This is a genomic window from Bacillus sp. AFS040349, assembly GCF_002577655.1.
In the GTDB taxonomy this organism is placed as follows: domain Bacteria; phylum Bacillota; class Bacilli; order Bacillales; family Bacillaceae; genus Metabacillus.
This window is the reverse complement of sequence record NZ_NUMC01000011.1, coordinates 4742-28225: the sequence shown is the minus strand read 5'-3', so window position 1 is coordinate 28225 and position 23484 is coordinate 4742. Positions and strand designations below refer to the sequence as shown.

Genomic DNA, 23484 nt, shown 5'->3' with positions numbered 1-23484 from the left:
AATGGTTAGGAAGGGAGCGATAAGCTTGATTACACATTTTCAATACAAACCATTGTTCAAACAAGCAAAGTTACCTGGCTGGCGTATTTCATTTTATTTTAGAGGTTCACATTATGATGGGATTTACCATAAAAATGGACAAATTGAATGGGGATCAGTAACACCCCAAAAAGAAGATGAAACAAAGCTACAAACTCAAATTCATGAATTAATGCTATTTCACGTTTATGAGTAAACATGAATGATCATTTCCTCTTGGACACAAAATAGTGTACAAGGAGGTTGGTACTGCTATGAAAGATAGAGATGAAGCTGTTAAACAGGATATAAATTATGAAGGAAAAGATAAAGCCTATCTCGATATTGATCGAATGATCAATGAAGGCTTATCAGGTGGATCTGTTCATATGAGAGAGGATTCAACAAATATTGAAGAAGCAAGAAAACTTGTTGAAGAAGAGCCACCAAATACCATTGATGATTAAAAGCTGCTACTTGCAGCTTTTTTTATTTGCTCTAAAACAGTATGATATATTTCAAATCCTTTTACTTGTTTATAAGGGTGTAATCTTTTACCATTTATTTTATATAAGATTGATTTTATAGAAAAAAATCAACATAGATCAAGACCAAGAAGGAGCCCTTGTATGTTAGAAAATTTACAGAAGCACTATGGAGAGGCGCTAACAACAAACTATAATCGACATGATACAAATTTCGAATGGTTTCAGACAGATCTTGGTAAACCTTTTGGAATTTTAAAATCCGAATTAAGTTCTGAAGAGATAAACTTATTATCCTCACTCTTTCAATCAATAAAAGTTATTGATGAAGATCAATATACAATCAATCAGCGGAAATGGTATGATTTTCTATTCAGTGATCATGAACATCGCGAATCCCCACTTTCTAGTGATCATACTACTTCTTTACGCTTTTATTATTTTTTCCTTAAGCAGCCAATTGATGATAAACAAAATTTCGAAGAAGCCGTTAAAGGAATTATGAACACAGATCTTGTTATCTGGTTAAATCTTTCACATGGAATTATGATCGAGGAAAAGCCTAACCACATATTAGAGATTGATTCACTAAAGGACTTAAGTGATACACTTACAACTGATTTTTATGTAGAACCGTTTATTTACATAGGCCAATTGCAAAAAAACGATCATTCTCTAAAAGAAAAATTTTCACTTGAACATGCCTGCTTTCAAAGCATTCATCGTTCCAGTAACAAAGAAAAAGTACTTAGCTTTTATGATGTGTTACCTATCTTTATCTTGAGAGCCCCTTCTATGTTAAAAAAAGAAATATTATCAAATCATTTTTTAGAAATTATAGAAGATAAAGAGCTCCACCACACAATTGAGGCGTTTTTTCATTCAAATTTAAATGCTTCTTCAACTGCTAAAAGGCTATTTATTCACCGTAACAGTCTGCAATATCGCTTGGAAAAACTACTTGAAAAAACCGGGTTGGACATTCGCATTTTTTCAAATGCAGCCTTTATTTTTCTTGCCATTATTTTAGCACAGCATGAAAATTAAGATAACGTTTACAAGTTGCACAAAAGCCCCTTCCTATTTTCGTGCAACTTGTACGTTTACTTCTTAAACTGAAATCCCTTACAATGAAAACAAGTTAAAACGCTTTCAAATTAAGGGAGGAATTAGTAATGGCTGAATTACAATTAAACAATATTTATAAAATTTATGATAATAAAGTAACTGCTGTAGAAGATTTCAATCTTCACATTCAAGATAAAGAGTTTATCGTATTCGTTGGTCCATCTGGTTGTGGTAAATCTACTACACTTCGTATGGTTGCAGGATTAGAAGAGATTTCAAAAGGTGATTTCTTCATTGATGGAAAACGTATGAATGATGTTGCACCAAAAGATCGTGACATCGCAATGGTATTCCAAAACTACGCTTTATATCCACATATGAACGTATATGATAACATGGCATTTGGTTTAAAACTTCGTAAGTTACCTAAAGATGAAATCGAGCGTCGTGTAACTGAAGCTGCGAAAATCCTAGGTCTTGAACAATACCTACAACGTAAACCAAAAGCGTTATCTGGTGGTCAACGTCAGCGTGTTGCATTAGGTCGTGCGATCGTTCGTGATGCAAAAGTATTCTTAATGGATGAGCCGTTATCAAACCTTGATGCTAAGCTTCGTGTAGCAATGCGTGCGGAAATTACAAAATTACACCAACGCTTACAAACAACAACAATCTATGTAACACATGACCAAACTGAAGCGATGACAATGGCTACTCGCCTAGTTGTATTAAAAGATGGTATCATCCAACAAGTAGGTTCACCTAAAGAAGTTTATGACAAGCCTGAAAATGCATTCGTTGGCGGATTCATCGGATCACCTGCAATGAACTTCTTTAAAGGAACTCTTACAGATGGTAAATTCTCTTTCGGTACTACTTCAGTAGCTGTACCAGAAGGTAAAATGAAGTACCTTCGTGAGCAAGGCTATGTAAACAAAGAAATTCTAATGGGTGTTCGTCCAGAAGAAATCCATGATGAGCCTGTATTCATCGAATCATCTCAAGGAACTAAAATCACAGCTAAAATTGAAGTAGCAGAGTTAATGGGTGCTGAAACAATGCTTTATTCTGAAATCGATGGTCAATCTTTCGTAGCTCGTGTTGACTCTCGTACAGATGTAAAGCCAGGTCAATCACTCGACTTAGCATTAGACATGAACAAAGCTCACTTCTTTGACACAGAAACAGAAGTACGTATTCGTCCTGCTGGCGAAAAATAATATCTGATAGAAAAAACGAGAGGGACCGTTGGTTCCCTCTCGTTTTCTATTCCTGAATAATATTTGTTTCTTGATGCTGACAACTAGGACAATAAAAGTAATGCAAACACAAATGATCTTCTAGAGATGTTAATTGCCCGTCATACATCTTCATCATATCAATATCCATATATGCGCTATAATCATCAAAATAATCCGTTACCTTCCCCTTGTCTTCCATAACTGTTTTACAATTTGGACATTGAATGATCCTTTCCTCAAGTCCATTACATAAAGGACACAAATGCATCATTTCAGCCCCTTTATCAATCTCATATGTCTAGAATCTCTCAACAAAGAAGCTTTTATGTAGCTTCTTTCAGTTAAGTTTATAACTTTTTAAAATTCTTTTTTATATTTTTGCATACTTTCAAAGAAAGCCGCTCATAATACTAAACAATCAACCAAGAAAATTTCAGTTCAAATTATTTAGCAAAAACAGCAACTGAAAATTTCTCAAAAAAAAAAATGTATATAATAAAAAAAAAGATCCATAATACTTAGTAACAACAAACAAACACAAACAACACATCAACTTAAATTAATGGGTTACGCCGAGCAAGGCTATGAAGGACAAGCTTTCTTCATACGTTGGTGCAACTCCAACTAACCCAACCAAAAAAACCTATGAGGAGATGAATAGAAATGTCACAAAACTCAAACAACAGCAATTCGTCAAATCAACTTTTAGTACCTGGAGCTTCTCAAGCTATCGATCAAATGAAGTATGAGATCGCTTCTGAATTCGGAGTTAACCTTGGTGGAGAAACTACTTCACGTGCTAACGGTTCTGTAGGTGGAGAAATCACTAAGCGTTTAGTATCAATGGCTCAACAATCTATGAGCGGTTATACTCAACAATAACAATTTCATATAATTGGCTAAGAGGTCGGCACAATCGTGTCGGCCTCTTTCTTTTGTATGTATCAAACAAGTCATTAAAACCATATAGTATATAAACCTCATCTTTATTCGTAGTAGACTTTTCACACATTAAACTCTCCTGAAATATACAAAAAGGAGTTGAGATCCATGTTTGATGCGATTGATTGGAAACAAGTTGGATTTGTTGGATACACTTTATTTCATGAATATATTGTTCATATACGATTTCCCCAAATTCACTATTGGGAACAAGCAAAAAAGAAGCTTTAATCGAGCTGACATTTAGTATGTCAGCTTTTTAATTTTTTAATGTATACAGGATATTTTCCTAAAAATAAAAAGTTCGGTATAGTATTAACAAATGGAAAGAGGTGAAAATATGAAGAAGATTACCTTATTTGGAGCAACTGGCCGTGTTGGAAAGGAAATATTGAATTTTCTTTTATCAGATGGTTATTCTGTAACAGCTCTTGTCCGATCTCCTGAAAAAATAATCACCTCCCCTAATTTAAGAATCATAAAAGGTGATGCAACTAACTTTAAAGATGTAGGGCTAGCTATAAGCGACAGTGACGCAGTTGTGAGCGCATTGAACACTGATGGTCAACAAACTCTTTCTCTTGCCACTCCAAATATGATTGAAGCAATGGTAGCTAACAACATTACACGAATCATCACAATTGGCACTGCAGGAATTTTGCAATCACGTCTACAACCGGAGCTTTTTCGTTTTCAATCAACTGAATCACGCCGTAGAACTACAAGAGCGGCAGAAGAGCATTTAGCAGCATTTAATATGTTGAAAAGCAGCCCTTTAAAATGGACAATCATCTGTCCAACTTACCTTCCTGATGGAAAATTAACAAAACAATATCGTTACTCCACTGATTTTTTACCACTAGACGGAAAAGAAATTTCTGTTGAAGATACTGCTCATTTTACATATGATCAACTATTTAAAGAAGAGTTTGTTTATAAACGGGTAGGCATTTGTTATTAGTGATTAAGATAAGCTTTTTCGGAAAGATTGTTGTAATTTAATAGGGTGTTTAGACAAAGCAATTAAGGTTATTGGGGAGAATTTACGGGGATGCGAGGATTTGTGAAGGTAATGGCTGAAACTGGCTTTTTTGTTTTATTGAGGCATGATCTCTTTTTTTGCTCGGGACACAACCGCTATGCACACACCTTCCTCTGTACCGATTCCCCCACTATCGGGACACAAACCACCTTTCTCTGTCTCGATTCTCCCACAATCGGGACACAACCGTTACTCACACACCTTTCTTTGTCCCGATTCTCCCTCTATCGGGACACAACCGTTACTCACACGCCTTTCTCTGTCTCGATTCCCCCACTATCAGGACACAACCGTTACTCATACACCTTTCTTTGTCTCGATTGCCCCACTATCGGGACACAAACGTTACTCACACACCTTTCTTTGTCTCGATTCCCCCACTATCGGGACACAAACGCTATGCATACACCTTTCTCTGTACCGATTCTCCCTCTATCGGGACACAACCGTTACTCACACACCTTTCTCTGTCTCGATTCTCCCTCTATCGGGACACAACCGTTACTCACACACCTTTCTCTGTCTCGATTCCCCCACTATTGGGACACAACCGTTACTCACACGCCTTTCTCTGTCTCGATTCCCCCACTATCGGGACACAAACGCTATGCATACACCTTTCTCTGTACCGATTCTCCCTCTATCGGGACACAAACGCTATGCACACACCTTCCTCTGTACCGATTCCCCCACTATCGGGACACAAACGCTATGCACACACCTTTCTCTGTACCGATTCCCCCTCTATCAGGACACAACCGTTACTCACTCATCTTTCTCTGTCCCGATTCTCCCTCTATCGGGACACATTCGCAATCCACACACCTTCATCTGTCCCGATTCTCTTACTATCACAAAACTCTACACAACTTACTACCAGCGAGTTGACATAAATACGCTATATTCCTAAACAAATATAAATAACCCCAGTCACTATGCAACTGGGGTTATTATCCATGATCATCGCTCTACTCTTCTACTGTTACAGCTGTACCATATGCAATTATTTCTGAAGCATTTTGCATAACAGCTGAGGATTCTAACCTCATACAAACAATCGCGTTAGCTCCTTTTGCTTTTGCATCATCAACCATACGACCGATTGCTTTTTGTCGGGCTTCTTCCATCATTTCTGTGTACTCCTTGAGTTCTCCACCGACAATGGTTTTTAGTCCCGCCATTAAATCTTTTCCAATGTGCTTAGATTGAACAGTACTTCCCCTTACAAAGCCCTTATATTCCTTTGTTTCCTTACCTGGTACAGTTTCAGTAGTCACGATAATCATTTTTGTCATCCTCCTTTTTTTCATCTAGTCTTATTTTTATAAACGCAACGACTAAAATAAGTAATGAAATAAAATAAGCTAAAAATAGTCCAACTGCGATCGTTATGTTTATAAATAAAAAGATAATACCCGCGATCTGTGTGAAGACTGCAGAAAGCATGCTTATGTATTTTACTTTTTCCATCCCCAACTTCCTTTCTCTTCCACTACCTATAATATACCGTTTTTCCTAATAAAGATGAATGTTTTCCATGGCTTTTTTAATTGTTTTTTTACCATCTTAGCAACAGCGTATTCCAATAAGGACTATAGTAGGATTTTTATGTTGTTAGGTTTCTAAATTTAATTATGGAGGTATGTATCCGTAAAATAACCAACACATTCTTTCTATGGAGGAATTCATATGAATAAATTAATTACTTTTAGCTTAAAAGTCGAAGAACAAATTCGTATTGATCAGGTTATGAAGATCACTCAACTGGCGAAATCATATGAAGGAAAAATCTACTTAGTTACTAAAAACAAACATGTAATCAATACAGCAAATCTTCCAGCTTTACTCACTTATTTATTAATGATTAAAAATGGACAAGAAATAAATATAGCGATTGATGGACCTTATCCTCACTTAAAAGTAAATGACTTTAAAGAAATATGTTCTACAAATACTGCACAGAAAAGGCAGCGTATCATTCAACCAGCGATGAAAGTGAAACTTTAATTTTATGGAATGGAGGATGTCACTATGATCAGAACTTTGTTTATGATTGTTGGAGCCATTGTCGTTATTGGCTTTTTACTTAATTTAATTTTTTAACAGATAAAGCTTGATTAGATATATACAAATAGGGTAAAGAACAAATAAGAAAGGATGATTGAGTTGAATTCATTAAAACATGTAGTTGTTGCTTTTGATGGAACAGATGATAGTAAAGAAGCACTAGAATTAGGAATTCGTATGAGTAAGAAAATGGACTCCAACCTTTCTGTTATTTATATTCATAAAGAGAACTTGTTTACAGAAGGTGTTGATCAAGCTAGCACTCCATTGTTATCGCCTGTACACTCGTACCCTGTTGGCGGAGTAGGAAATATTCCTGTTGTCCCAATACCTAAGGAACACAGTAGCGATAGAGAAACGGTTGTAAACAAAAAAAATAGTCAGCATATAATGGCATTAGAAAATGAAGCCAAGCAAATTTTAGATCGTCATCATGTACAAGCAGACGTTGCCGTTTCATATGGTGAACCTTCTGAAGGAATTGTTACTTATGCAAAAGAAAACAATGGAGATTTAATTGTCGTTGGTAGTCGAGACATGAGCGGCCTAAAAAAATTAATCTTTGGAAGCGTTAGTGAAAAAGTATCACAACGTGCTTCCATCCCAGTATTAATAGCTAAATAATCATACACATTGGTGGAAGAGATACTCTTCCACTATTTTAATTTTTAAATTTCTGTCAAATCACTTCATATTTACCTTAAACATGCCGATATACCTAATAAGTATAAATTTTGAAATGGGGAATGGATTGATGGGAATTTTGTTTAAAAAAGAGAAAAAAACAACAACATCGGCACTAAGTGACAGCATTAGGAATCAACACGTTTCTGCAGTTGTTTTAAATATATCAGAAGTTGAAGTAAAAAAGCAGATTGGAATGATCGATTTAACAAAAGATGATTTGGTAACTGCTTTATCAATACAACCATATATTGAAGAAAATATTGAGGAAATTGTTCGCGCATTTTACTCTTCATTTGAAGCAGATAGTGGTCTTATGGGCATTATTAATGAACATAGCTCAGTAGAGCGTTTACAGCAAACCTTAAAAACACATATTATGAAAATGTTTAACGGTAATCTTGATGATGAAGATGTAAAACGAATGAGAAGAATTGCTCATATTCACGTAAAGATCGGTCTTGAAGCAAAATGGTATATGGCTGCTTTTCAGCAACTACTTAATTCAATCATTGATACAGTGGAACCTCATCTTAATACAAAGAAAGAAATCATTACCGTTGTTCAAAGTATTAGCAAACTCTTTAATTTGGAACAGCAAATTGTTTTAGAAGCATATGATAATGAATATGCTAAAGTTCGTGATGAAGCAGAAGCTGCCAAGGAGCAAATACGTGCCGAGGTAAACCAACTTGCAATCCAGCTAGCTGAAGCAAGTGAGAATACAAATGCATTTATTCAGGAAATTCTTGCTCAATCGCAAGAAATTGCTTCTTATTCAGCAGACCGCTATGAAGCAGCTTCAACTGCAGAAGGACAAGCACACAACGGAAAAAATGACCTAGAAAAACAAAATGACCTAATGTCTTCTATCGAGAAAAGTACAGTTGAAATTCTACAACAAATGAAGTCGCTAGAACAAACGTCTGAAAAAATTAATCAAGTTGTTTCAATTGTAACCGCTATTGCAGAACAAACAAATTTACTGGCTCTAAATGCTGCTATTGAATCAGCACGTGCAGGTGAATATGGTAAAGGTTTCGCCGTTGTTGCGAGTGAAGTTCGTAAGCTTGCTGAAGAAACAAAAAATTCAGTTCAAGGTGTATCAAGCTTAATCACAAATATTCATAACCAAATTGATAGTATTTCCGGTTCTATTAATCATGTTGCCGAGCTAACAACTAAAGGAACTGATCAAATGAATGACATGAACTCATTCTTTGATAACATCCTTGAAATCATGAATAAAAACAAACAGCAAAGCGAACAATCTAAAACAGATTTAATGAACTTTACAAATGTTATTAACGATGTTTCAAATAACGTAAAATCAATTGCTGAAACTTCCGAAAATCTAAAAGTAATGGCTAGAACAATATAGAGTTTTGTTTAAGACCAATGGGATTTCATTGGTCTTTTTTATGCACTTCAATTTCAAAAAAGAATAGTATATCAATAAAACAAAACACATAATATCTTTATATATTAATCATTTTCTATTTTCGATTGACAGAAAAAACTAGATTGGTATAATACTTTTGTACGAAAAAGCACAAAAGCGTTCAAGCTATAAAGGAGTATACCATGAATGATCAAATAAAAAACTTTACTTTTCAACAATCGTTACTAATCTTGTTACTGGTATTAGCAACGATATTTGCCAGTTTATTTGTATTAAAAACAGAACCACATATTGCCTTACTTATTTGTTTAGTTCTAATCTCAATCATTGGCTTACTTAATAAATTCAAATGGAAAGAATTAGAGACAGGTATTGTCCAAGGAATTCAAAATGGAATTCAACCTATTATTATATTGGCACTTATAGGTGTATTAATTGGTGCTTGGATGAGTAGCGGGACAATTCCAACAGTTATGGTTTATGCTTTAACTGTTATTAATCCAGAATACTTATTAATGACTTCCCTTTTTTCATGTATGGTCATTTCAAGTTTAGTAGGAAGCTCCTTTACAACAGTTAGCACAATTGGTGTTGCTTTAATGGGAGCAGGTATGGCAGCAGGCTTACCAATTGAATGGGTTGCTGGGGCAATTATTTCAGGCGCATGCTTTGGTGATAAAATGTCTCCAATGTCCGATACAACAAACTTCGCTTCTGGTGTTTCATCTGTAGATTTGTTTACTCATATTAAACATATGACATTCACTACTTTACCAAGCATTTTAATTGCAGCCCTGATCTTTTTTATTTTAGGTCGAATTACTCCTATTGACTTTACGTCAATCGATGACATGAAAAACATGATTTCTATTATTGAATCTCAAGTTAACATTAGCTTTATCACATTGTTTTCACCTCTTATAGTTATTATTCTGGCTATAAAAAGAGTCGCGGTTATCCCATCTTTAGTGATTGGTATTATAACAGCAGGAATAACAGCCATCGTTTTTCAAGGGTTAATGCTGAATGAATTTCTAACAGTTTTACAAAATGGAACTTCTTATTCTATAGAAAATGAACAGGTTAGTAATATGCTAAACCGTGGCGGCCTACAATCAATGATGTGGTCCATCTCACTTATCTTAATTGCCTTTGCCTTTGGTGGATTACTTAATACATTAAGCATTATCCCTACACTATTAAATGGATTAATTGAACGTATACAGTCAAAGGGACAGCTTATACTATCAACTGCCGCTTCATCGTTTGGCGTAAACCTATTAACCGGTGAACAATACTTATCAATTCTTATCCCAGGTCAAACGTTTAAAGGTCTTTACGATAAAATCAAGCTAGATCGCAAATATTTATCACGAACACTTGAAGATGCCGGAACATTACTTAATCCCTTAATTCCATGGGGAGTTAGCGGAGCTTTCTTCGCTCAAACACTTGGTGTACCCGTTTTAGCGTTTTTACCATTTGCGTTCTTTTTATACCTATCACCAATATTCACAGTTATATATGGATTTTTAAGTAAACGTGTATAAAGAAAGGGGCTGTCATTTATTTTGACAGCCCTCTTTCCTTTACAAGTTTCTATCAATCTAGATAATTTTCGACAAACGAAAACAATTGGTTGATTATTTTGTATATGTGCTATATCATGGAAATATATCTAATTATAACTATATATTGATTTATTAACCAAAACAAAAAACTATATATTGTATTTTACGAGATTCAGGTGCCAATTAAGGCTGAAAAGGGAATCTGGTGCAATTCCAGAACTGTCCCCGCAACTGTAAATGTGACGAATTGAGAAATCCACTGTACATATTAGGTATGGGAAGGACTCATAGTAGGACGAGCATAAGTCAGGAGACCTACCTGCATCTTGTGGAAGTTTCAATTTCTTCGGGGACTGAGAAGGTGAGACGATAGCTGATCATTCAAGCTTTTTTTGCCTTGAACTCTCCTCTGTCGTTTTATCTCTCCCCCTGAGTTACTAATTCAACAGATGGAGGAATATTTATGAGCATCGCAACATCCCCTATTATTTATAACAACAAAAACAACCAGGAAGCATTTGACATATCTAAATTAACTTCATACATTGAAAGCATTCATCAAAACTTCCCTTCTCTACATATAGATGACTACTTAACACGAATCCAAAACACGATCGTACAAAGAGAGTCTTATACTACGGATCAACTTACTAATTTACTCATTCTAGAAGGATTATCAAATATAAATGAACAAGAGCCGGAATGGACATATTTTTGTGCGCAAATCTACTTATCAAAATTGTATAAAGAAGCTGCAGAAAACAGAGGTTATGACAAAAAGCAAAAATATGGAGATTTTTATGATTTAGTAAACACTCTCGTCTCAAAGGGACTTTACAGCTCAAAGCTTCTTGACCAATATTCTCAAAGTGAACTTTCACAAATTGGTTCCTTTATTAAGCCGGAAAATGACAACCTCTTTACATATATTGGACTAAGAACATTAGCAGACCGTTATTTAACACGTGACTTTAGTAAACAAACATATGAACTGCCTCAAGAGCGTTTTGTCATTATTGCAATGACATTAATGGCAAATGAAAACAAAGATCATCGTCTTGAGCTTGTAAAACAAGCGTATTGGGCAATGAGCAACCTTTATATGACCGTTGCAACACCTACTTTATCAAATGCAGGAAAACCTGTTGGTCAATTATCGAGTTGTTTTATTGATACAATCGATGATAGTTTACAAGGAATTTTTGATAGTAACACTGATATTGCCAATCTTTCAAAATCTGGTGGAGGTGTTGGTGCATATCTTGGGAAAATTCGAAGCCGTGGTAGTGATATCCGTGGATTCAAAGGGGTGTCTTCTGGTGTTATTCCATGGATGAAGCAGCTTAACAACACTGCTGTAAGCGTTGATCAATTAGGTCAACGTAAAGGAGCCATCGCTGTTTACTTAGATGTGTGGCATAAAGATATCTTTTCATTTCTTGATTCGAAGTTGAACAATGGTGATGAAAGAATGCGGACACATGACTTATTTACCGGTGTGTGTATTCCTGATGTATTTATGGAGCAGGTTGAAGCACGTGGTGATTGGTACTTATTTGATCCACATGAAGTTCGTAAAGTAATGGGCTTTAGCATCGAAGATTATTATGATGAACAAAAAGGTCAAGGAAGCTTCAGAGAGCGCTATTGGGACTGTGTTCAAAATGAACAGTTATCTAAGGAAAAAGTCCCTGCGATTGATATTATGAAACGAATTATGATCAGTCAGTTAGAAGCTGGTACTCCATATATGTTCTATCGAGATGAGGTAAACCGCAAGAATGCCAACTCACACCAAGGAATGATTTATTGCAGCAATTTGTGCACAGAAATCACACAAAATCAAAGTCCGACAACAGTTGAAGAGCAATTCACTGAGGATGGAAAAATCATTACAGTAAAAACACCAGGTGATTTTGTTGTATGTAACCTTTCCTCTATTAACCTTGCAAAAGCTGTTACAGATGATGTTTTAGAAACACTTATTCCTATCCAGGTAAGAATGCTGGACAATGTTATTGACCTTAATACAATTCCTGTTCTTCAAGCTAGATTAACAAATGAAAAATATAGAGCAATCGGTTTAGGAACATTCGGATGGCATCACCTTCTTGCCCTGAAGCAATTAAAATGGGAAAACGAGGAAGCTGTTACCTACGCGGACAAGCTATATGAAAGAATTTCTTATCTAACAATTCAAGCTAGCATGGAGCTTTCAAAAGAAAAAGGTGCTTATCCTGTATTTAAAGGCTCTGACTGGGAAACAGGCTCCTACTTCGAAAAAAGAGGTTATTCCTCAAACGAAAGTGATATTGATTGGGATTCTCTCAAGAAAGATGTTCAAAGTCATGGAATTCGTAACAGTTATTTAATGGCAGTTGCGCCTAATGCATCAACTTCAATTATTGCAGGCAGCACGGCTAGTATTGACCCAATATTCCAAAAGGTTTACTCAGAAGAAAAGAAAGATTATAAGATTCCGGTTACTGTTCCTGATTTGAATCCTGAAACAACTTGGTATTATAAATCGGCCTATTTTATTGACCAAAAATGGAGCATCAAACAAAATGCTGCTAGACAGCATCATATTGATCAATCCATTTCATTTAATATATATGTGCAAAACACGATTAAAGCTAAGGATTTACTTGATTTACACATAACAGCATGGAGAGAAGGATTAAAAACTACGTATTACTTACGTTCAACTTCCAGCACAATTGAAGAATGTGACTCATGCGCTAGTTAACAAGAGAGCGTCTTTAGTTTTGAGACGCTCTATAAACTTTTTTCAAATAAAGGAGTAATAAGTATGCAGAACACCACATTATCGAAACGCAAAATTATGGATGCAAATGCTCCCAATCGCTCAACAGCTATTATTAATGGAGAAAGCTCAAACGTTTTAAACTGGGATGACGTTGCGTTTCCTTGGGCATATCCTCGTTATAAAAAAATGCTTGCAAACTTCTGGACGCCATTTGAGATCAATATGGCTCAAGATATTAAACAATATCCAAGCTTAACAAATGATGAGCAGGATGCATTTTTAAAAATTATTGGTCTTCTTGCCCTTTTAGATAGTATTCAAACTGATTATGCGGGAAAAGTATCAGATTACATTACTGATTCAAGTATTAACGCATTAATGATCATGCTAGCACAACAGGAAGTTATTCATAATCACTCGTATTCTTATGTATTATCTAGCTTAGTATCAAAACAAAAGCAAGATGAAGTTTTTGAATACTGGCGAAATGAACCAATATTAAGAAAGCGTAATGAGTTTGTCACAAACGGATATCAATCATTTGCTGAACAGCCAACTGTTGAGCACCTTCTAAAATCAATTGTTTATGATGTGATATTAGAAGGTCTTTTCTTCTACTCGGGTTTTGCCTTCTTCTATAATTTAGCACGCAATCAAAAAATGGTAGCAACTAGCACTATGATTAACTACATAAACCGTGATGAGCAAATTCATGTTGATTTATTTGTTCAAATTTTTAAAGAAGTATTAAAACAATATCCTGAGTATGATAACGAAGAGCTTGCGTCGTTTGTCAAAGAAACGTTCATTACTGCTGCTGAGCTAGAAATTGAATGGGGACGTTTTATTATAGGCAACAAAATGGATGGAATTAATATTCAAGATGTTGAGGACTATATTAAATTTTATGCAAATGTCCGTTGCAATCAGTTGGGATATGAACGCCCATTTGAGGGATATCGCTCAAACCCTTTAAAGTGGATCAAAGCATATGAAGAAGTAGATCTTGGTAAATCAGATTTCTTCGAACAAAAATCACGACAATATACGAAGGTAAATCATGCTGATAACGGCTTTGATGACCTGTAATGACCAAGGTATAAAGTTTAAACAAACGTTTATTTAACTGTTATCTACCTCATTACAGCTTTACTTATCACATATCTTATAAAAACCTTAAACAAAATTTCTACATCTTTTTACATAAAGTCGTTTAACAGTATACTCTATGTGGTAAATAAATAGAGAGCGATAAAGTAAAGGATGATACTATGAGGTTTTCAAAACTATCAGATAAAACTTTATTAAATAGTTTTCAAGAAGCTAGTGAATTACATTTAAGTCCAGATTTTATTAAGCTGCTAGAAAAAGAGATTACCGAAAGAGGACTTAACAAGCCAAATATCCTAAAAAAACAATTTAAAAAAATTAATTAATATTCATAGGCTGCCCCATTCAATGGGACAGCCTGTTTTGTCGATACTTTTTTTTTGATGATGGAACTTGAGGAAGGTTGCAACAAACTTTATACTTCTTTACCTTTCTCTCTCTCAATGATATCAATGATCTCAAATAAATCCGTAACACAATAATCAGCAGCAGGAGCATGGCTAAAATGGGTATTTTTCTTCCAGATAGTTTTCATCCCCGCTTTTTTTGCAGCTTCAATATCATTTACTGGATGATCCCCTACGAAGATACTTTCCTTTGGAGATACTCCCAACTTAGATAACCCTCTCATAAAAATCTCGCGATCAGGCTTTTTTATTCCCTCGTATTCAGAGATCAGTATAGTATCAAAATAATGATCAATTTTTAACGCTTTAATATTGTCCATCTGAAATTGACTAAATCCATTTGAAATCATACCAAGTTTAATATTTTGTTGCTTTATTGTGACTAACATTTTTTCTAGATTATCAAATGGAGTACAATGCCTTGGGAAAAACGAAAGGTAATCCTTAAGTAATTGAGAGGCTGTTAGATCCTTTATTTTCAACTCTTCAATTAATTTAGCATACACTTTATCTTTCCATACATATCCGTGTTGATCTAGTTTTATAAAACGACTAATGTATTGGTCGATTGGTATATGCTTTAAATTTAGGCGTATGTGCTGATCCTCAATAAACTTTCGAAGCGATAAATTACGGTTTAACAATGTACCATCTAAGTCAAACAATACAGCTCTTATCATACGATCCTCTCCCAAAGTGAATTCTCTCTATAGTGTAAAATTATACCACTTGAACTAAAATAAAGGCTCAAATGATCATCTCATTTGAGCCTTTGGTTTTTTATTCATTCACAGAATCATCAGATGTTAAATCACTACCCGACAGCAGGTGAAATGATTGATCTAGAACTAAAGCCGTATGATTTTTTTCCTTAGGATGCTGAACAACTTGAGCTTGAGCAAATACTTCATTATCATAAAATTCTTGTTCTTTTTGATCCATTCGTATTCACCTCCATTCTTTCAATCACTACCATTCTTCCACTAATACTTTTCTTTATGTAACAAAAAAGAGAGGTTATCCTCTCTTTATACAGGTTGCTTTGTTAATGATTGTTTTGCTTGAATTTCTTTTTGCTGCTCTGTTTTTGGTGTACTTGAGCTTCTTAAAGGGATTTCTTTTAAGAAGAAAGTAAGAACTACTGCAGCAATCATGACTATTGTTGCCGTCATGAATACGCCCGACAGAGCAAAGCTTAATGAGTCTTGAAGCATAGTAACGAACTTCTCAAATAAACTTACCATTTCAGCCGGCATACTTTGCTGAATTTGTGATAGCTTTTCATGATCTAATAGTAACTGTGGATTTTGCAATGCTTGTAAGTTTTCCTGCATCTCCGGAGGAACAGAAGCAGCTTGCTGTTGAACCCCTTTTAATGATTCAGCCATATTATCGCTCATACGTTGATTTAAAACTGTTCCCATCAAAGCAACCCCAACAGTACCACCAATTGAACGGAATAATTGTGATGTTGCTGTTGCAACTCCTAAAAATTTTTGCTCAACTGCATTTTGAACAGTTAGCGTAAATACTGTCATTCCTACTCCAATACCTATTCCTACTAAAACAAGATAAGAGATTAACGTCCATTGTGATGTTTCAGCGTCCATTGTTGTGAACAAGAACATCCCTACAGTTGTTACAATTAGGCCAATAATTGCTTGAAGTTTGTATTTCCCTGTCTTAGAAATGATTTGTCCTCCAACACTACTTGCAAACACTAAACCTAACGTCATGGTCATTGTTATAAAGCTTGAGTGAGTTGCAGTAAATCCTAATACCCCCTGCACAAAGTATGGGATATACATAACACCTCCAAACATGGCAACACCAATTGCAAATCCAATCACATTTGAAATCGTAAAAATACTGTTTTTAAACAAATATAAAGGTAAAATTGGACTTTTTGCTTTTTTCTCCACTAAAACAAAGATAACGAAAGACACAATTGCTCCTGCAAATAAACCAATAATTTGTGAGGAATTCCAATCATATCTTGTTCCTGCCCAAGAGAAAGCCAATAAGGCGGGAACAATTGTCCCAGTTAGAAAAATTGAACCAAGATAATCAACAGACTCCCCTTCCTTTTTCTCCATTTTAGGAAACAACCTCCAGATAAGAATAGCCGCTACAATCCCTAATGGTAGGAACACCCAGAAAACCCATTTCCACTCAAGATTATCAACAATGTAGCCACCTAAAGTCGGACCGAATACACTTGAAATTCCGAATACAGCACCCATTGCCCCCTGCCAGCGACCTCTTTCACGGGGTGCAAACAAGTCTCCTACAGCTGTAAAGGCTGTTGACATAATCATACCTGCACCAAATCCTTGGATTCCTCGATAAATAATCAACTGAATGATATCCTTAGATAATCCTGATAAGAAGGCACCAATCATAAAAATAAAAATACCAGTTAAAATAAACGGCTTGCGTCCATATATGTCGGATAATTTCCCAACTAAAATCGTCGTAATCGCTGAAGTTAGCATATAAATGGTAAACACCCAACTATAGTAATCCAATCCACCTAAATCAGCAATAATCTTCGGCAGCGCATTTCCCACTATCGTTTGGTTAACTGCAGCAAAGAACATTGCACCAATAATGGCGATCATAATTGTAACTTTTTCCTTATGACTTAAGTGCTCCATATTTACACCTCAATTTATTATAATTAATTAATATTTAACTAGATTAAGTATTTAAGAAAATAAAAAGCAGTGATTACTCTTATCACTACATAATACTTAACTTGAATAATATTTAACTGATTGCATGAATTATTATATTCCGCTATTTTTAAAAAAGCAATACTTTAGCAACTAAAAAAGCTATCCAGTTGGATAACTTTTAATTTGTATGAGGATTTTTAAACTTTTTCACAAGGAAATATACAACCGCCATTAATATAACGAAGCATGTAAGTGGAAGAAAATATGGTTTTGCTGTTTCTTTAATATACATCCAGTTATTTCCTAATTTCACACCTAAATATAGAAAGAAAATTGTCCAAGGAATCATAGCTGCTACTGTGTAAAATGTAAACTTCCATAATGACATCTTTGATATTCCCGCTGGAATACTAATTGCATGTCTCACAACTGGAATAAACCTAGCTCCAAAAATAACACCTGAACCGTATTTTTCAAACCATTCTTCTGATAATTCTAAATGGTGTTTATTAATCAGTAAGTATTTCCCATACTTTTCAAGAAAAGGCCTCCCACCTAAGCTACCAAGCCAATATAAGAAAAGTTGAGCAATCGTTCCTCCCACCACTCCAGCTACAATAGCTCCAATGAAGCCAATTTTTCCCAGCACGATCATGTACCCACCATAACCAAGTACAATCTCACTAGGAATAACCTCAAGCATAAGACCAATTGCAATGCCTAAATATCCAAAACTTGTAAGCCAGTCCAATACATTAAGAATTAAATCCTCCATTCTCTCCCACCCTTACCTATTCTTGTCCATTAATTATGGGTATGAAAGGAAGTAATGAAATAGTCTAATTTGAAATGAAAATTTTGCTCAAAACAAAAACTCTATAGTCAGCAACTATAGAGTTTCTATATTTAATGAATATCTTTCTTTTTAAATCGGCCACCTCTTACTTCAGCAATATTTGCGACAGCCAAAAAGGCGGACTCGTCTAAATCTTCAACGATTGATTTTAATTTGGCTTCCTCCAACCGCGTAATCACACAGAAAATCACTTTTTTGTTATCACCAGTGTATGCACCTTCACCGTTTAAAAATGTAACACCACGACCTAAACGAGCTAGTATTGCATCACCAATTTCTTGATAATTATCACTAATGATCCATGCTGATTTTGATTCATCCAAACCTTCAAGTACGATATCAATCGTTTTAAACGCTATAAAATAGGCGATTAAAGAATACATTGCTCTGTTCCATCCGAACACAAATCCAGCACTACCAAGAATAAAAATATTGAAGAACATAATAATTTCTCCAACTGAAAATGGTAGTTTTTTATTGAAAAGAACAGCCAATATTTCCGTACCATCCAGAGATCCACCGTACCTTAGAACAATTCCTACTCCTATACCAAGAATGATTCCACCAAATACTGTTGCTAGAAGAACATCCTCTGTAAAAGCAGGAACAGGGTGCAATAAAGCCGTTGCTACTGATAAAACAGATATGCCAAATACTGTAGAAAGGGCAAAAGTTTTCCCTATTTGTTTATATCCTATAAAGAAAAAAGGTATATTTAAAAGGAAAATAAATAGTCCAAGCTTCATACCAAGCAAATGCGATAATATAATCGAAATCCCTACTATACCACCATCAATAACCTTATTAGGCACTAGAAAGATTTCCAAGCCGACTGCCATTAAAATAGCACCTATAAATATAAAAAGTGCTCTTTTAATAATTTTGGATTTAGACAAACCTTGATGCTTTTTCATTTGTTTCTGGACTTCCATCGGTATTTCTGCCATCAAATTCCCCCTTTATTACTTGTACATTGTAATTTTATATAAATGTTTTTGACTTCTTATCATATCTCTATATTATACCCTAGAATAGGGTATAAGTGGATTAATACGCTCCTCTTCTATTATTGAATCGTATTGTTCATGTCCTGATATCCAAGAATCCTAGTTTAATAAACATCATGTCTGAACAGCTATAGGAAAAATATGATAAGATAATAACGAAGCAAAAATTTACCTATCTAATGAATGAAAGCTTTATCAGACCCTTTCAAAAATGAGGTGATATCATGGCATGGAGGGTTCATGAATTTGCCCGCTTCCTTCTTGAAGGAGATCAAGATGCAGCATGGGATATCTTGATTCACGAAGTAGATGAGGAAATCACTCGAAAAGAAGTATTTGAGGAACTCATTACAAAAGCTATGCAATATATTGGTGACCTTTGGGAATCTAATCAAATTACTGTCGCTGATGAGCATCTTGCTACATCCACTTGTGAGTACATACTCGCAAGGTTTAACTACTATACAAAAAACAATCAATTCTTACAAATGAAACCAAAGAAAGCAATGTTTTTATGCCTAGAAAACGAACAACATGATATTGGCCTTAAAATGGTCGCACAATTGTTTGAAGAATATGGTTGGAAAACAAAATTACTTGGAGCAAATTTACCTTTAGAGTATGCCGTAAAGGCAGCTGACAAATGGCAACCAAGTGTGATCGGACTTTCTTTTTCTATTTGGTATCATGCAGAAATTCTTAAAGCTTATATAAAAGTTTTAGAGGAACTTCCACATAAACCTACTGTTATCGTAGGAGGTCGTCTATTATCAACATATGACTTTACCTCGCACTGCTCTAGCAAAACTGAATTATTTCCATCACTAACAGAACTTCAAGGATGGCTCGCGCAACATTCAATACAAGGAGTGTAACTTTCATGCTTACAATCAAACATATCCCGCTCCCTTATTTCACTATCGATCAAGAGTTTAATATACTTGAAGCCTCTGACTTTGCTTGCGATATCTTTGGTGAGGCATTAAACTTCTTAGATATTGTTGATATTGAAAGCAAGAGAAAAGCCCAATCTTTACTTTCAGAGAAGGTCCTCACAACAGAGATTGTTATGAAAACTCAAGAATCACCTTATGCTCTTTTTCAAATTAAGGTGAACTGGGAATACAATCAAGGTCATTTAATTTGTATAGAACAAGACAATCGAATTCAAACTCTTATAGACACCGTTGCACTTCATCGAAGGCGACTTTCTGAAACGAACTTCGAATTGCTAGAAAAGAAAGAGCAGCTTGAACAATCTCTTACAAAAATCGTCGAATTATCGGCACCTTTTATATGTCTAACAAAAGGGCTTGTTCTTGTACCGTTGTTTGGCGAATTAAATGAGAATATGATTAGATTAAATCATTATCGTTTGTTATCCGAGGTTTCCCAAAATCAAGTAGAACGTGTTTTATTCGATTTTCATGGAATCGGGGAGATAAAGAAAGAGGGTATTCAAACATTCAAAACACTAGTAACTGAGTTAAAATTAATGGGAACAGATTCTTACATGATTGGTTTATCCCCTTCACATGCAAGATTAATTAATCAATTAGGTATTAAAGCAGGTACTTCGTATATGAAAGATCTACATGAAGCTATTAAAACGTTTATTGTGTAAATTAGATAGAAGAGGATTTAAGCTCAGACACCAATTAGAATTCTTATAAATAAAGATCTAACCATTTTGGTTAGATCTTTTTATGTTACCCTATGCCGTTTATTATTCCTAATCTACTTCAACTAATTCCGTATATACGACTAACCTTTCCTCATGTGTCCCTTTTTCCCGATTAAAATCACCTGTACATGTAATTAGATTTAAATTACTTCGGTAAGAAAAACCAAATATTTTATCTACAGGTGCAGATTCAGTGTCAAAACTCTTCTTATCGTAAACAATAAAAGTAAGTTTCTCTCCATCTTCATTCATGACATGAACTTCATCTCCAACTTCTAGTTTATGAAGATGATAAAAAATGGCCGGACCTGTTTTACTATCCACATGACCTGCTAAAACGGCATTACCTTGCTCACCTGGTAATATGCCTTCTTTATACCATCCAACCTGTTCAAATTTTTCTGGAACACCCATTTGTCCATTTTCAAGTAAGCCTACCTTTTCAATGTCGGCACTCACATCAATAGAAGGTATACTAACTTTGAATGGTACGATTCCTTCTCTATTGTCTTTAATAATTGGACTATCAATCTCGTCGTTTTGGTACTGATGAGTTATTTTCTGTTCTGATTCTGCAGTTGTCTGTATCGTTTCAATGTGTGATCCCATTTCTTCATTAACACTCTGAGCTCCTTGGCAGCCAACAATGAATATACTGAGGAAGGCAAATAGGTAAATGCGTTTCATTGCATACACCTCAATTTTTTTAAGAAATCACGGTTTCGCAAATTGTGAAACCGTGTAAATTTCCTTTTAATTCTTCGCAAATCTTTTTCGAATAACAAGACCAAGACTAACTATAACAGCAAGCACTAGCCCATATGCAGCAAAGTCTGCGGCGTTCATGCTGTTTGCTGTTCCACCCATACCTGTTTTAGGCATTTCTTCAGGCATCATGGACTTAAATTTATCAGGGAATTGATCAACAAATGCAGCCGATAAACCTTTTGCAGGATTTAGCATATGTGCATATGCCCCGCGAACATCTTCATATGCTTTCTCATAATCTCCAGCTACATATGAATCAAATGCAGCAATAAGCTGATCAACATGCATTTGTAATCCATCTGCAAGAGCGTCAGATTGTAAACGTCCTTCGGTTGCTGTTTCTAAGAATTTTGAAAATCCCCCTCTATAACCATCTAGTTTTTCTAAAGCCTGTGCTTTCGCTTCCTCATCACCTGCACCTGTTGCTTTTACATATTCAACAAAGAAGCCGATATGATCTGACCACATTTTCTTGAACTGTTCTCCTGCTTCAGCTCCATAAACAGATGAGATAGCTGCAGTTAATTCTTCTGTATTTGCATTTAAGGCATTCGCAGCTGCTTCAAAATCATCAGCACCGTCTGCCCCTTGTTGCATAGCGACTACAGCCAATCCTGCATGCTCCGTTAATAAATGATTTAAAGATGCTCTAAGATCTGCTGCAGGTGTTACTGCATTTGTTTCCTCAAATTTATCTGGATATTGATCTGCTATGGCATTTGATAGACCTTTCGCTACCATATGCATGTGATTAATTGCTTCTCTTTCATATTCATAAGCTTTCTCATAGTCTTTTGCTAAGTAACGGTCAAATGCACCTACAAGCTGATTAACATGCATTTGTAATCCATCAGCCAAACTACTTGCCTCTAATCGTTCACCGGTTGCTGTTTCAAGAAATTGAGAAAATTTTTCACGGTAAGTATCTAAATTCTTTAAAGCTTCTTCTTTTTTCGCTTCATCATTTTCTCCAGTAGCTGTTACATAATCAACGAAGAAGCCGATATGTTCTTCCCACATTTGTTTAAACTGCTGACCTGCTTCATCTCCATACACAGATGTAATTGCTTTCGATAAGTCCTCAGTATTTGCATTTAATGCCCCGACTGATGCTTCAAAGTCCTTTGTTCCTAAGGCACCATTTCTCATTACCTCTACCGCGAGATATGCATGCTCACTAAGCAAGTGGCCCAAGGTTGTTCTTAGTTCCACTGCTGGAGTTTCTACTGATGGAGCTGTCATTGCGGAATGATTAGAATGATCCTGCGCAAAAGCTCCTTGAACTGGTACTAATAATGATAAACTTAATGGTACTGATAGAAGTGTTTTTTTAAGATTCATTTTTAAATTTCCCCTTTCTGGTTTTCTATTAAGCTAACGAAAGGGAATTTGAAATGGATCACTTTTTTTAAAAAAAGTTTTAAGTTTTTTGGTAAAGGGCAGAATTTATAGATCATTTAAGGTTTTGATTCTCAATTATGACATGTGTATGATGAGGTTTTTCTTGTGGAGACCTTTTCTGTCCTGATTTTCTCTGTATTGGGATACATCTTTCTTTGGAGGACCTTTTCTGTCCCGATTCTCTCCGTATCGAGACACATCTTCCTGCTGAAGGACCTTTTCTGTCTCGATTCTCTCTGTATCGAGACACATTTTCCTGCTGAAGGACCTTTTCTGTCCCGAT

The 23484-nt window shown here is 35.3% G+C and carries 27 protein-coding genes, 1 pseudogene and 1 riboswitch; of the genes and pseudogenes, 17 read left to right on the top strand and 11 right to left on the bottom strand.

The genetic code is table 11. From position 1 onward, the window contains the following. Positions 1 to 25 precede the first annotated feature (25 nt). The 4 genes from COD11_RS02950 to COD11_RS02935 all read left to right on the top strand — a co-directional run bounded on the left by COD11_RS02950 (position 26) and on the right by COD11_RS02935 (position 2791). Complete coding sequence (locus tag COD11_RS02950) at positions 26 to 235, top strand: YheE family protein (protein ID WP_098795268.1); 210 nt, start codon at positions 26 to 28, stop codon at positions 233 to 235. A gap of 58 nt (positions 236 to 293) precedes the next feature. Then, positions 294 to 485 carry a hypothetical protein gene (locus COD11_RS02945; protein ID WP_098795267.1) on the top strand — a complete coding sequence of 64 codons (192 nt, stop codon included), beginning with the start codon at positions 294 to 296 and terminating at the stop codon, positions 483 to 485. A 162-nt stretch (positions 486 to 647) separates the two neighbouring features. Next, the gene (locus COD11_RS02940; RefSeq protein ID WP_098795266.1) at positions 648 to 1550 is read left to right on the top strand and encodes a PucR family transcriptional regulator; all 903 of its coding nucleotides are present in this window, start codon (positions 648 to 650) and stop codon (positions 1548 to 1550) included. A 128-nt stretch (positions 1551 to 1678) separates the two neighbouring features. Further along, positions 1679 to 2791, top strand: a complete 1113-nt coding sequence (locus tag COD11_RS02935) for an ABC transporter ATP-binding protein (RefSeq protein WP_098795265.1) — start codon at positions 1679 to 1681, stop codon at positions 2789 to 2791. Between the two features lie 46 nt (positions 2792 to 2837). Here COD11_RS02935 and COD11_RS02930 read toward each other — a convergent pair whose 3' ends face one another. Then, positions 2838 to 3080 carry a hypothetical protein gene (locus COD11_RS02930; protein ID WP_098795264.1) on the bottom strand — a complete coding sequence of 81 codons (243 nt, stop codon included), beginning with the start codon at positions 3078 to 3080 and terminating at the stop codon, positions 2838 to 2840. 395 nt (positions 3081 to 3475) lie between these two features. Here COD11_RS02930 and COD11_RS02925 point away from each other — a divergent pair, with 395 nt between their 5' ends. The 3 genes from COD11_RS02925 (at position 3476) to COD11_RS02920 (ending at position 4715) form a co-directional block, all read left to right on the top strand. Beyond that, positions 3476 to 3694 (top strand): alpha/beta-type small acid-soluble spore protein, encoded by a 219-nt coding sequence (locus tag COD11_RS02925; protein ID WP_098795263.1) that lies wholly within the window; start codon positions 3476 to 3478, stop codon positions 3692 to 3694. A gap of 168 nt (positions 3695 to 3862) precedes the next feature. Then, positions 3863 to 3985, top strand: coding sequence for a hypothetical protein (locus COD11_RS27345; protein ID WP_255301523.1), 123 nt, complete (start codon positions 3863 to 3865; stop codon positions 3983 to 3985). A 109-nt stretch (positions 3986 to 4094) separates the two neighbouring features. Next, on the top strand, positions 4095 to 4715 hold the full coding sequence (locus tag COD11_RS02920; protein WP_098795262.1) for an NAD(P)-dependent oxidoreductase: 621 nt from the start codon (positions 4095 to 4097) through the stop codon (positions 4713 to 4715). 1049 nt (positions 4716 to 5764) lie between these two features. Here COD11_RS02920 and COD11_RS02915 read toward each other — a convergent pair. Together COD11_RS02915 and COD11_RS02910 are read right to left on the bottom strand one after the other, a co-directional pair. Next, entirely contained in the window at positions 5765 to 6082 is a 318-nt protein-coding gene (locus COD11_RS02915) for a YbjQ family protein (RefSeq protein ID WP_098795261.1), read from the bottom strand. Continuing rightward, a complete protein-coding gene (locus COD11_RS02910; RefSeq protein WP_098795260.1) occupies positions 6063 to 6266 on the bottom strand; it encodes a hypothetical protein in 204 nt (67 codons plus the stop codon). Before COD11_RS02910 ends, COD11_RS02915 begins: the two co-directional genes overlap by 20 nt. Positions 6267 to 6485: 219 nt before the next feature. On the opposite strand from COD11_RS02910, the gene COD11_RS02905 reads away from it, so the two are divergent. From COD11_RS02905 to sda, 8 genes and pseudogenes are all read left to right on the top strand, one after another. Beyond that, the gene (locus COD11_RS02905) at positions 6486 to 6803 is read left to right on the top strand and encodes an HPr family phosphocarrier protein (protein ID WP_098795259.1); all 318 of its coding nucleotides are present in this window, start codon (positions 6486 to 6488) and stop codon (positions 6801 to 6803) included. Positions 6804 to 6962: 159 nt separating this feature from the next. Next, positions 6963 to 7487 carry a universal stress protein gene (locus COD11_RS02900; RefSeq protein ID WP_176550955.1) on the top strand — a complete coding sequence of 175 codons (525 nt, stop codon included), beginning with the start codon at positions 6963 to 6965 and terminating at the stop codon, positions 7485 to 7487. A gap of 82 nt (positions 7488 to 7569) precedes the next feature. Further along, positions 7570 to 8166 (top strand): annotated as a pseudogene (locus tag COD11_RS28125) (protoglobin domain-containing protein); the annotation flags it as partial. Between the two features lie 243 nt (positions 8167 to 8409). Continuing rightward, positions 8410 to 8928 carry a methyl-accepting chemotaxis protein gene (locus COD11_RS28120; protein WP_483296272.1) on the top strand — a complete coding sequence of 173 codons (519 nt, stop codon included), beginning with the start codon at positions 8410 to 8412 and terminating at the stop codon, positions 8926 to 8928. 203 nt (positions 8929 to 9131) lie between these two features. Then, positions 9132 to 10499 carry a Na+/H+ antiporter NhaC gene (gene nhaC, locus COD11_RS02890; protein ID WP_098795256.1) on the top strand — a complete coding sequence of 456 codons (1368 nt, stop codon included), beginning with the start codon at positions 9132 to 9134 and terminating at the stop codon, positions 10497 to 10499. Positions 10500 to 10677: 178 nt separating this feature from the next. Beyond that, positions 10678 to 10857: riboswitch (cobalamin riboswitch) on the top strand. Positions 10858 to 10983: 126 nt separating this feature from the next. After that, positions 10984 to 13269, top strand: a complete 2286-nt coding sequence (locus tag COD11_RS02885; RefSeq protein ID WP_098795255.1) for a ribonucleoside-diphosphate reductase subunit alpha — start codon at positions 10984 to 10986, stop codon at positions 13267 to 13269. 63 nt (positions 13270 to 13332) lie between these two features. Next, positions 13333 to 14379, top strand: a complete 1047-nt coding sequence (locus COD11_RS02880; protein WP_098795254.1) for a ribonucleotide-diphosphate reductase subunit beta — start codon at positions 13333 to 13335, stop codon at positions 14377 to 14379. A 182-nt stretch (positions 14380 to 14561) separates the two neighbouring features. Beyond that, positions 14562 to 14726, top strand: coding sequence for a sporulation histidine kinase inhibitor Sda (sda, locus tag COD11_RS02875; RefSeq protein WP_098795253.1), 165 nt, complete (start codon positions 14562 to 14564; stop codon positions 14724 to 14726). Between the two features lie 89 nt (positions 14727 to 14815). Here the strand turns inward: sda and COD11_RS02870 are convergent, their stop codons facing one another. The 5 genes from COD11_RS02870 to COD11_RS02855 all read right to left on the bottom strand — a co-directional run bounded on the left by COD11_RS02870 (position 14816) and on the right by COD11_RS02855 (position 19288). Continuing rightward, a complete protein-coding gene (locus COD11_RS02870; protein WP_098795252.1) occupies positions 14816 to 15487 on the bottom strand; it encodes an HAD family hydrolase in 672 nt (223 codons plus the stop codon). Between the two features lie 100 nt (positions 15488 to 15587). Beyond that, positions 15588 to 15749 carry a transcriptional regulator SplA domain-containing protein gene (locus tag COD11_RS26645; RefSeq protein ID WP_176550953.1) on the bottom strand — a complete coding sequence of 54 codons (162 nt, stop codon included), beginning with the start codon at positions 15747 to 15749 and terminating at the stop codon, positions 15588 to 15590. 86 nt (positions 15750 to 15835) lie between these two features. Further along, positions 15836 to 17464, bottom strand: coding sequence for an MDR family MFS transporter (locus COD11_RS02865; protein WP_098795251.1), 1629 nt, complete (start codon positions 17462 to 17464; stop codon positions 15836 to 15838). A 199-nt stretch (positions 17465 to 17663) separates the two neighbouring features. Beyond that, the gene (gene uptA / locus COD11_RS02860) at positions 17664 to 18260 is read right to left on the bottom strand and encodes an undecaprenyl phosphate transporter UptA (protein ID WP_098795250.1); all 597 of its coding nucleotides are present in this window, start codon (positions 18258 to 18260) and stop codon (positions 17664 to 17666) included. Positions 18261 to 18391: 131 nt separating this feature from the next. Then, entirely contained in the window at positions 18392 to 19288 is an 897-nt protein-coding gene (locus COD11_RS02855) for a YitT family protein (RefSeq protein ID WP_176550952.1), read from the bottom strand. A gap of 284 nt (positions 19289 to 19572) precedes the next feature. On the opposite strand from COD11_RS02855, the gene COD11_RS02850 reads away from it, so the two are divergent. Then, positions 19573 to 20223 carry a cobalamin B12-binding domain-containing protein gene (locus tag COD11_RS02850; RefSeq protein ID WP_098795249.1) on the top strand — a complete coding sequence of 217 codons (651 nt, stop codon included), beginning with the start codon at positions 19573 to 19575 and terminating at the stop codon, positions 20221 to 20223. A 5-nt stretch (positions 20224 to 20228) separates the two neighbouring features. Further along, the gene (locus COD11_RS02845; RefSeq protein WP_098795248.1) at positions 20229 to 20972 is read left to right on the top strand and encodes an STAS domain-containing protein; all 744 of its coding nucleotides are present in this window, start codon (positions 20229 to 20231) and stop codon (positions 20970 to 20972) included. Between the two features lie 108 nt (positions 20973 to 21080). Here COD11_RS02845 and COD11_RS02840 read toward each other — a convergent pair whose 3' ends face one another. From COD11_RS02840 to COD11_RS27235, 3 genes are all read right to left on the bottom strand, one after another. Then, entirely contained in the window at positions 21081 to 21719 is a 639-nt protein-coding gene (locus tag COD11_RS02840) for a class F sortase (protein WP_098795247.1), read from the bottom strand. A 66-nt stretch (positions 21720 to 21785) separates the two neighbouring features. Then, positions 21786 to 23141 (bottom strand): copper amine oxidase, encoded by a 1356-nt coding sequence (locus COD11_RS02835; protein WP_098795246.1) that lies wholly within the window; start codon positions 23139 to 23141, stop codon positions 21786 to 21788. Positions 23142 to 23276: 135 nt separating this feature from the next. Beyond that, on the bottom strand, positions 23277 to 23484 hold a 208-nt coding region (locus COD11_RS27235), incomplete at its 5' end, for a hypothetical protein (protein ID WP_218012726.1).

Excerpts from the sequence above, each read along its gene's own strand:
- COD11_RS02945 (WP_098795267.1), top strand. The coding sequence starts at position 294 with ATGAAAGATAGAGATGAAGCTGTTAAACAGGATATAAATTATGAAGGA.
- COD11_RS02940 (WP_098795266.1), top strand. The coding sequence starts at position 648 with ATGTTAGAAAATTTACAGAAGCACTATGGAGAGGCGCTAACAACAAAC.
- COD11_RS02935 (WP_098795265.1), top strand. The coding sequence starts at position 1,679 with ATGGCTGAATTACAATTAAACAATATTTATAAAATTTATGATAATAAA.
- COD11_RS02930 (WP_098795264.1), bottom strand. The coding sequence starts at position 3,080 with ATGCATTTGTGTCCTTTATGTAATGGACTTGAGGAAAGGATCATTCAA.
- COD11_RS02925 (WP_098795263.1), top strand. The coding sequence starts at position 3,476 with ATGTCACAAAACTCAAACAACAGCAATTCGTCAAATCAACTTTTAGTA.
- COD11_RS27345 (WP_255301523.1), top strand. The coding sequence starts at position 3,863 with ATGTTTGATGCGATTGATTGGAAACAAGTTGGATTTGTTGGATACACT.
- COD11_RS02920 (WP_098795262.1), top strand. The coding sequence starts at position 4,095 with ATGAAGAAGATTACCTTATTTGGAGCAACTGGCCGTGTTGGAAAGGAA.
- COD11_RS02915 (WP_098795261.1), bottom strand. The coding sequence starts at position 6,082 with ATGATTATCGTGACTACTGAAACTGTACCAGGTAAGGAAACAAAGGAA.
- COD11_RS02910 (WP_098795260.1), bottom strand. The coding sequence starts at position 6,266 with ATGGAAAAAGTAAAATACATAAGCATGCTTTCTGCAGTCTTCACACAG.
- COD11_RS02905 (WP_098795259.1), top strand. The coding sequence starts at position 6,486 with ATGAATAAATTAATTACTTTTAGCTTAAAAGTCGAAGAACAAATTCGT.
- COD11_RS28120 (WP_483296272.1), top strand. The coding sequence starts at position 8,410 with ATGTCTTCTATCGAGAAAAGTACAGTTGAAATTCTACAACAAATGAAG.
- nhaC (WP_098795256.1), top strand. The coding sequence starts at position 9,132 with ATGAATGATCAAATAAAAAACTTTACTTTTCAACAATCGTTACTAATC.
- COD11_RS02885 (WP_098795255.1), top strand. The coding sequence starts at position 10,984 with ATGAGCATCGCAACATCCCCTATTATTTATAACAACAAAAACAACCAG.
- COD11_RS02880 (WP_098795254.1), top strand. The coding sequence starts at position 13,333 with ATGCAGAACACCACATTATCGAAACGCAAAATTATGGATGCAAATGCT.
- sda (WP_098795253.1), top strand. The coding sequence starts at position 14,562 with ATGAGGTTTTCAAAACTATCAGATAAAACTTTATTAAATAGTTTTCAA.
- COD11_RS02870 (WP_098795252.1), bottom strand. The coding sequence starts at position 15,487 with ATGATAAGAGCTGTATTGTTTGACTTAGATGGTACATTGTTAAACCGT.
- COD11_RS26645 (WP_176550953.1), bottom strand. The coding sequence starts at position 15,749 with ATGGATCAAAAAGAACAAGAATTTTATGATAATGAAGTATTTGCTCAA.
- COD11_RS02865 (WP_098795251.1), bottom strand. The coding sequence starts at position 17,464 with ATGGAGCACTTAAGTCATAAGGAAAAAGTTACAATTATGATCGCCATT.
- uptA (WP_098795250.1), bottom strand. The coding sequence starts at position 18,260 with ATGGAGGATTTAATTCTTAATGTATTGGACTGGCTTACAAGTTTTGGA.
- COD11_RS02855 (WP_176550952.1), bottom strand. The coding sequence starts at position 19,288 with ATGGCAGAAATACCGATGGAAGTCCAGAAACAAATGAAAAAGCATCAA.
- COD11_RS02850 (WP_098795249.1), top strand. The coding sequence starts at position 19,573 with ATGGCATGGAGGGTTCATGAATTTGCCCGCTTCCTTCTTGAAGGAGAT.
- COD11_RS02845 (WP_098795248.1), top strand. The coding sequence starts at position 20,229 with ATGCTTACAATCAAACATATCCCGCTCCCTTATTTCACTATCGATCAA.
- COD11_RS02840 (WP_098795247.1), bottom strand. The coding sequence starts at position 21,719 with ATGAAACGCATTTACCTATTTGCCTTCCTCAGTATATTCATTGTTGGC.
- COD11_RS02835 (WP_098795246.1), bottom strand. The coding sequence starts at position 23,141 with ATGAATCTTAAAAAAACACTTCTATCAGTACCATTAAGTTTATCATTA.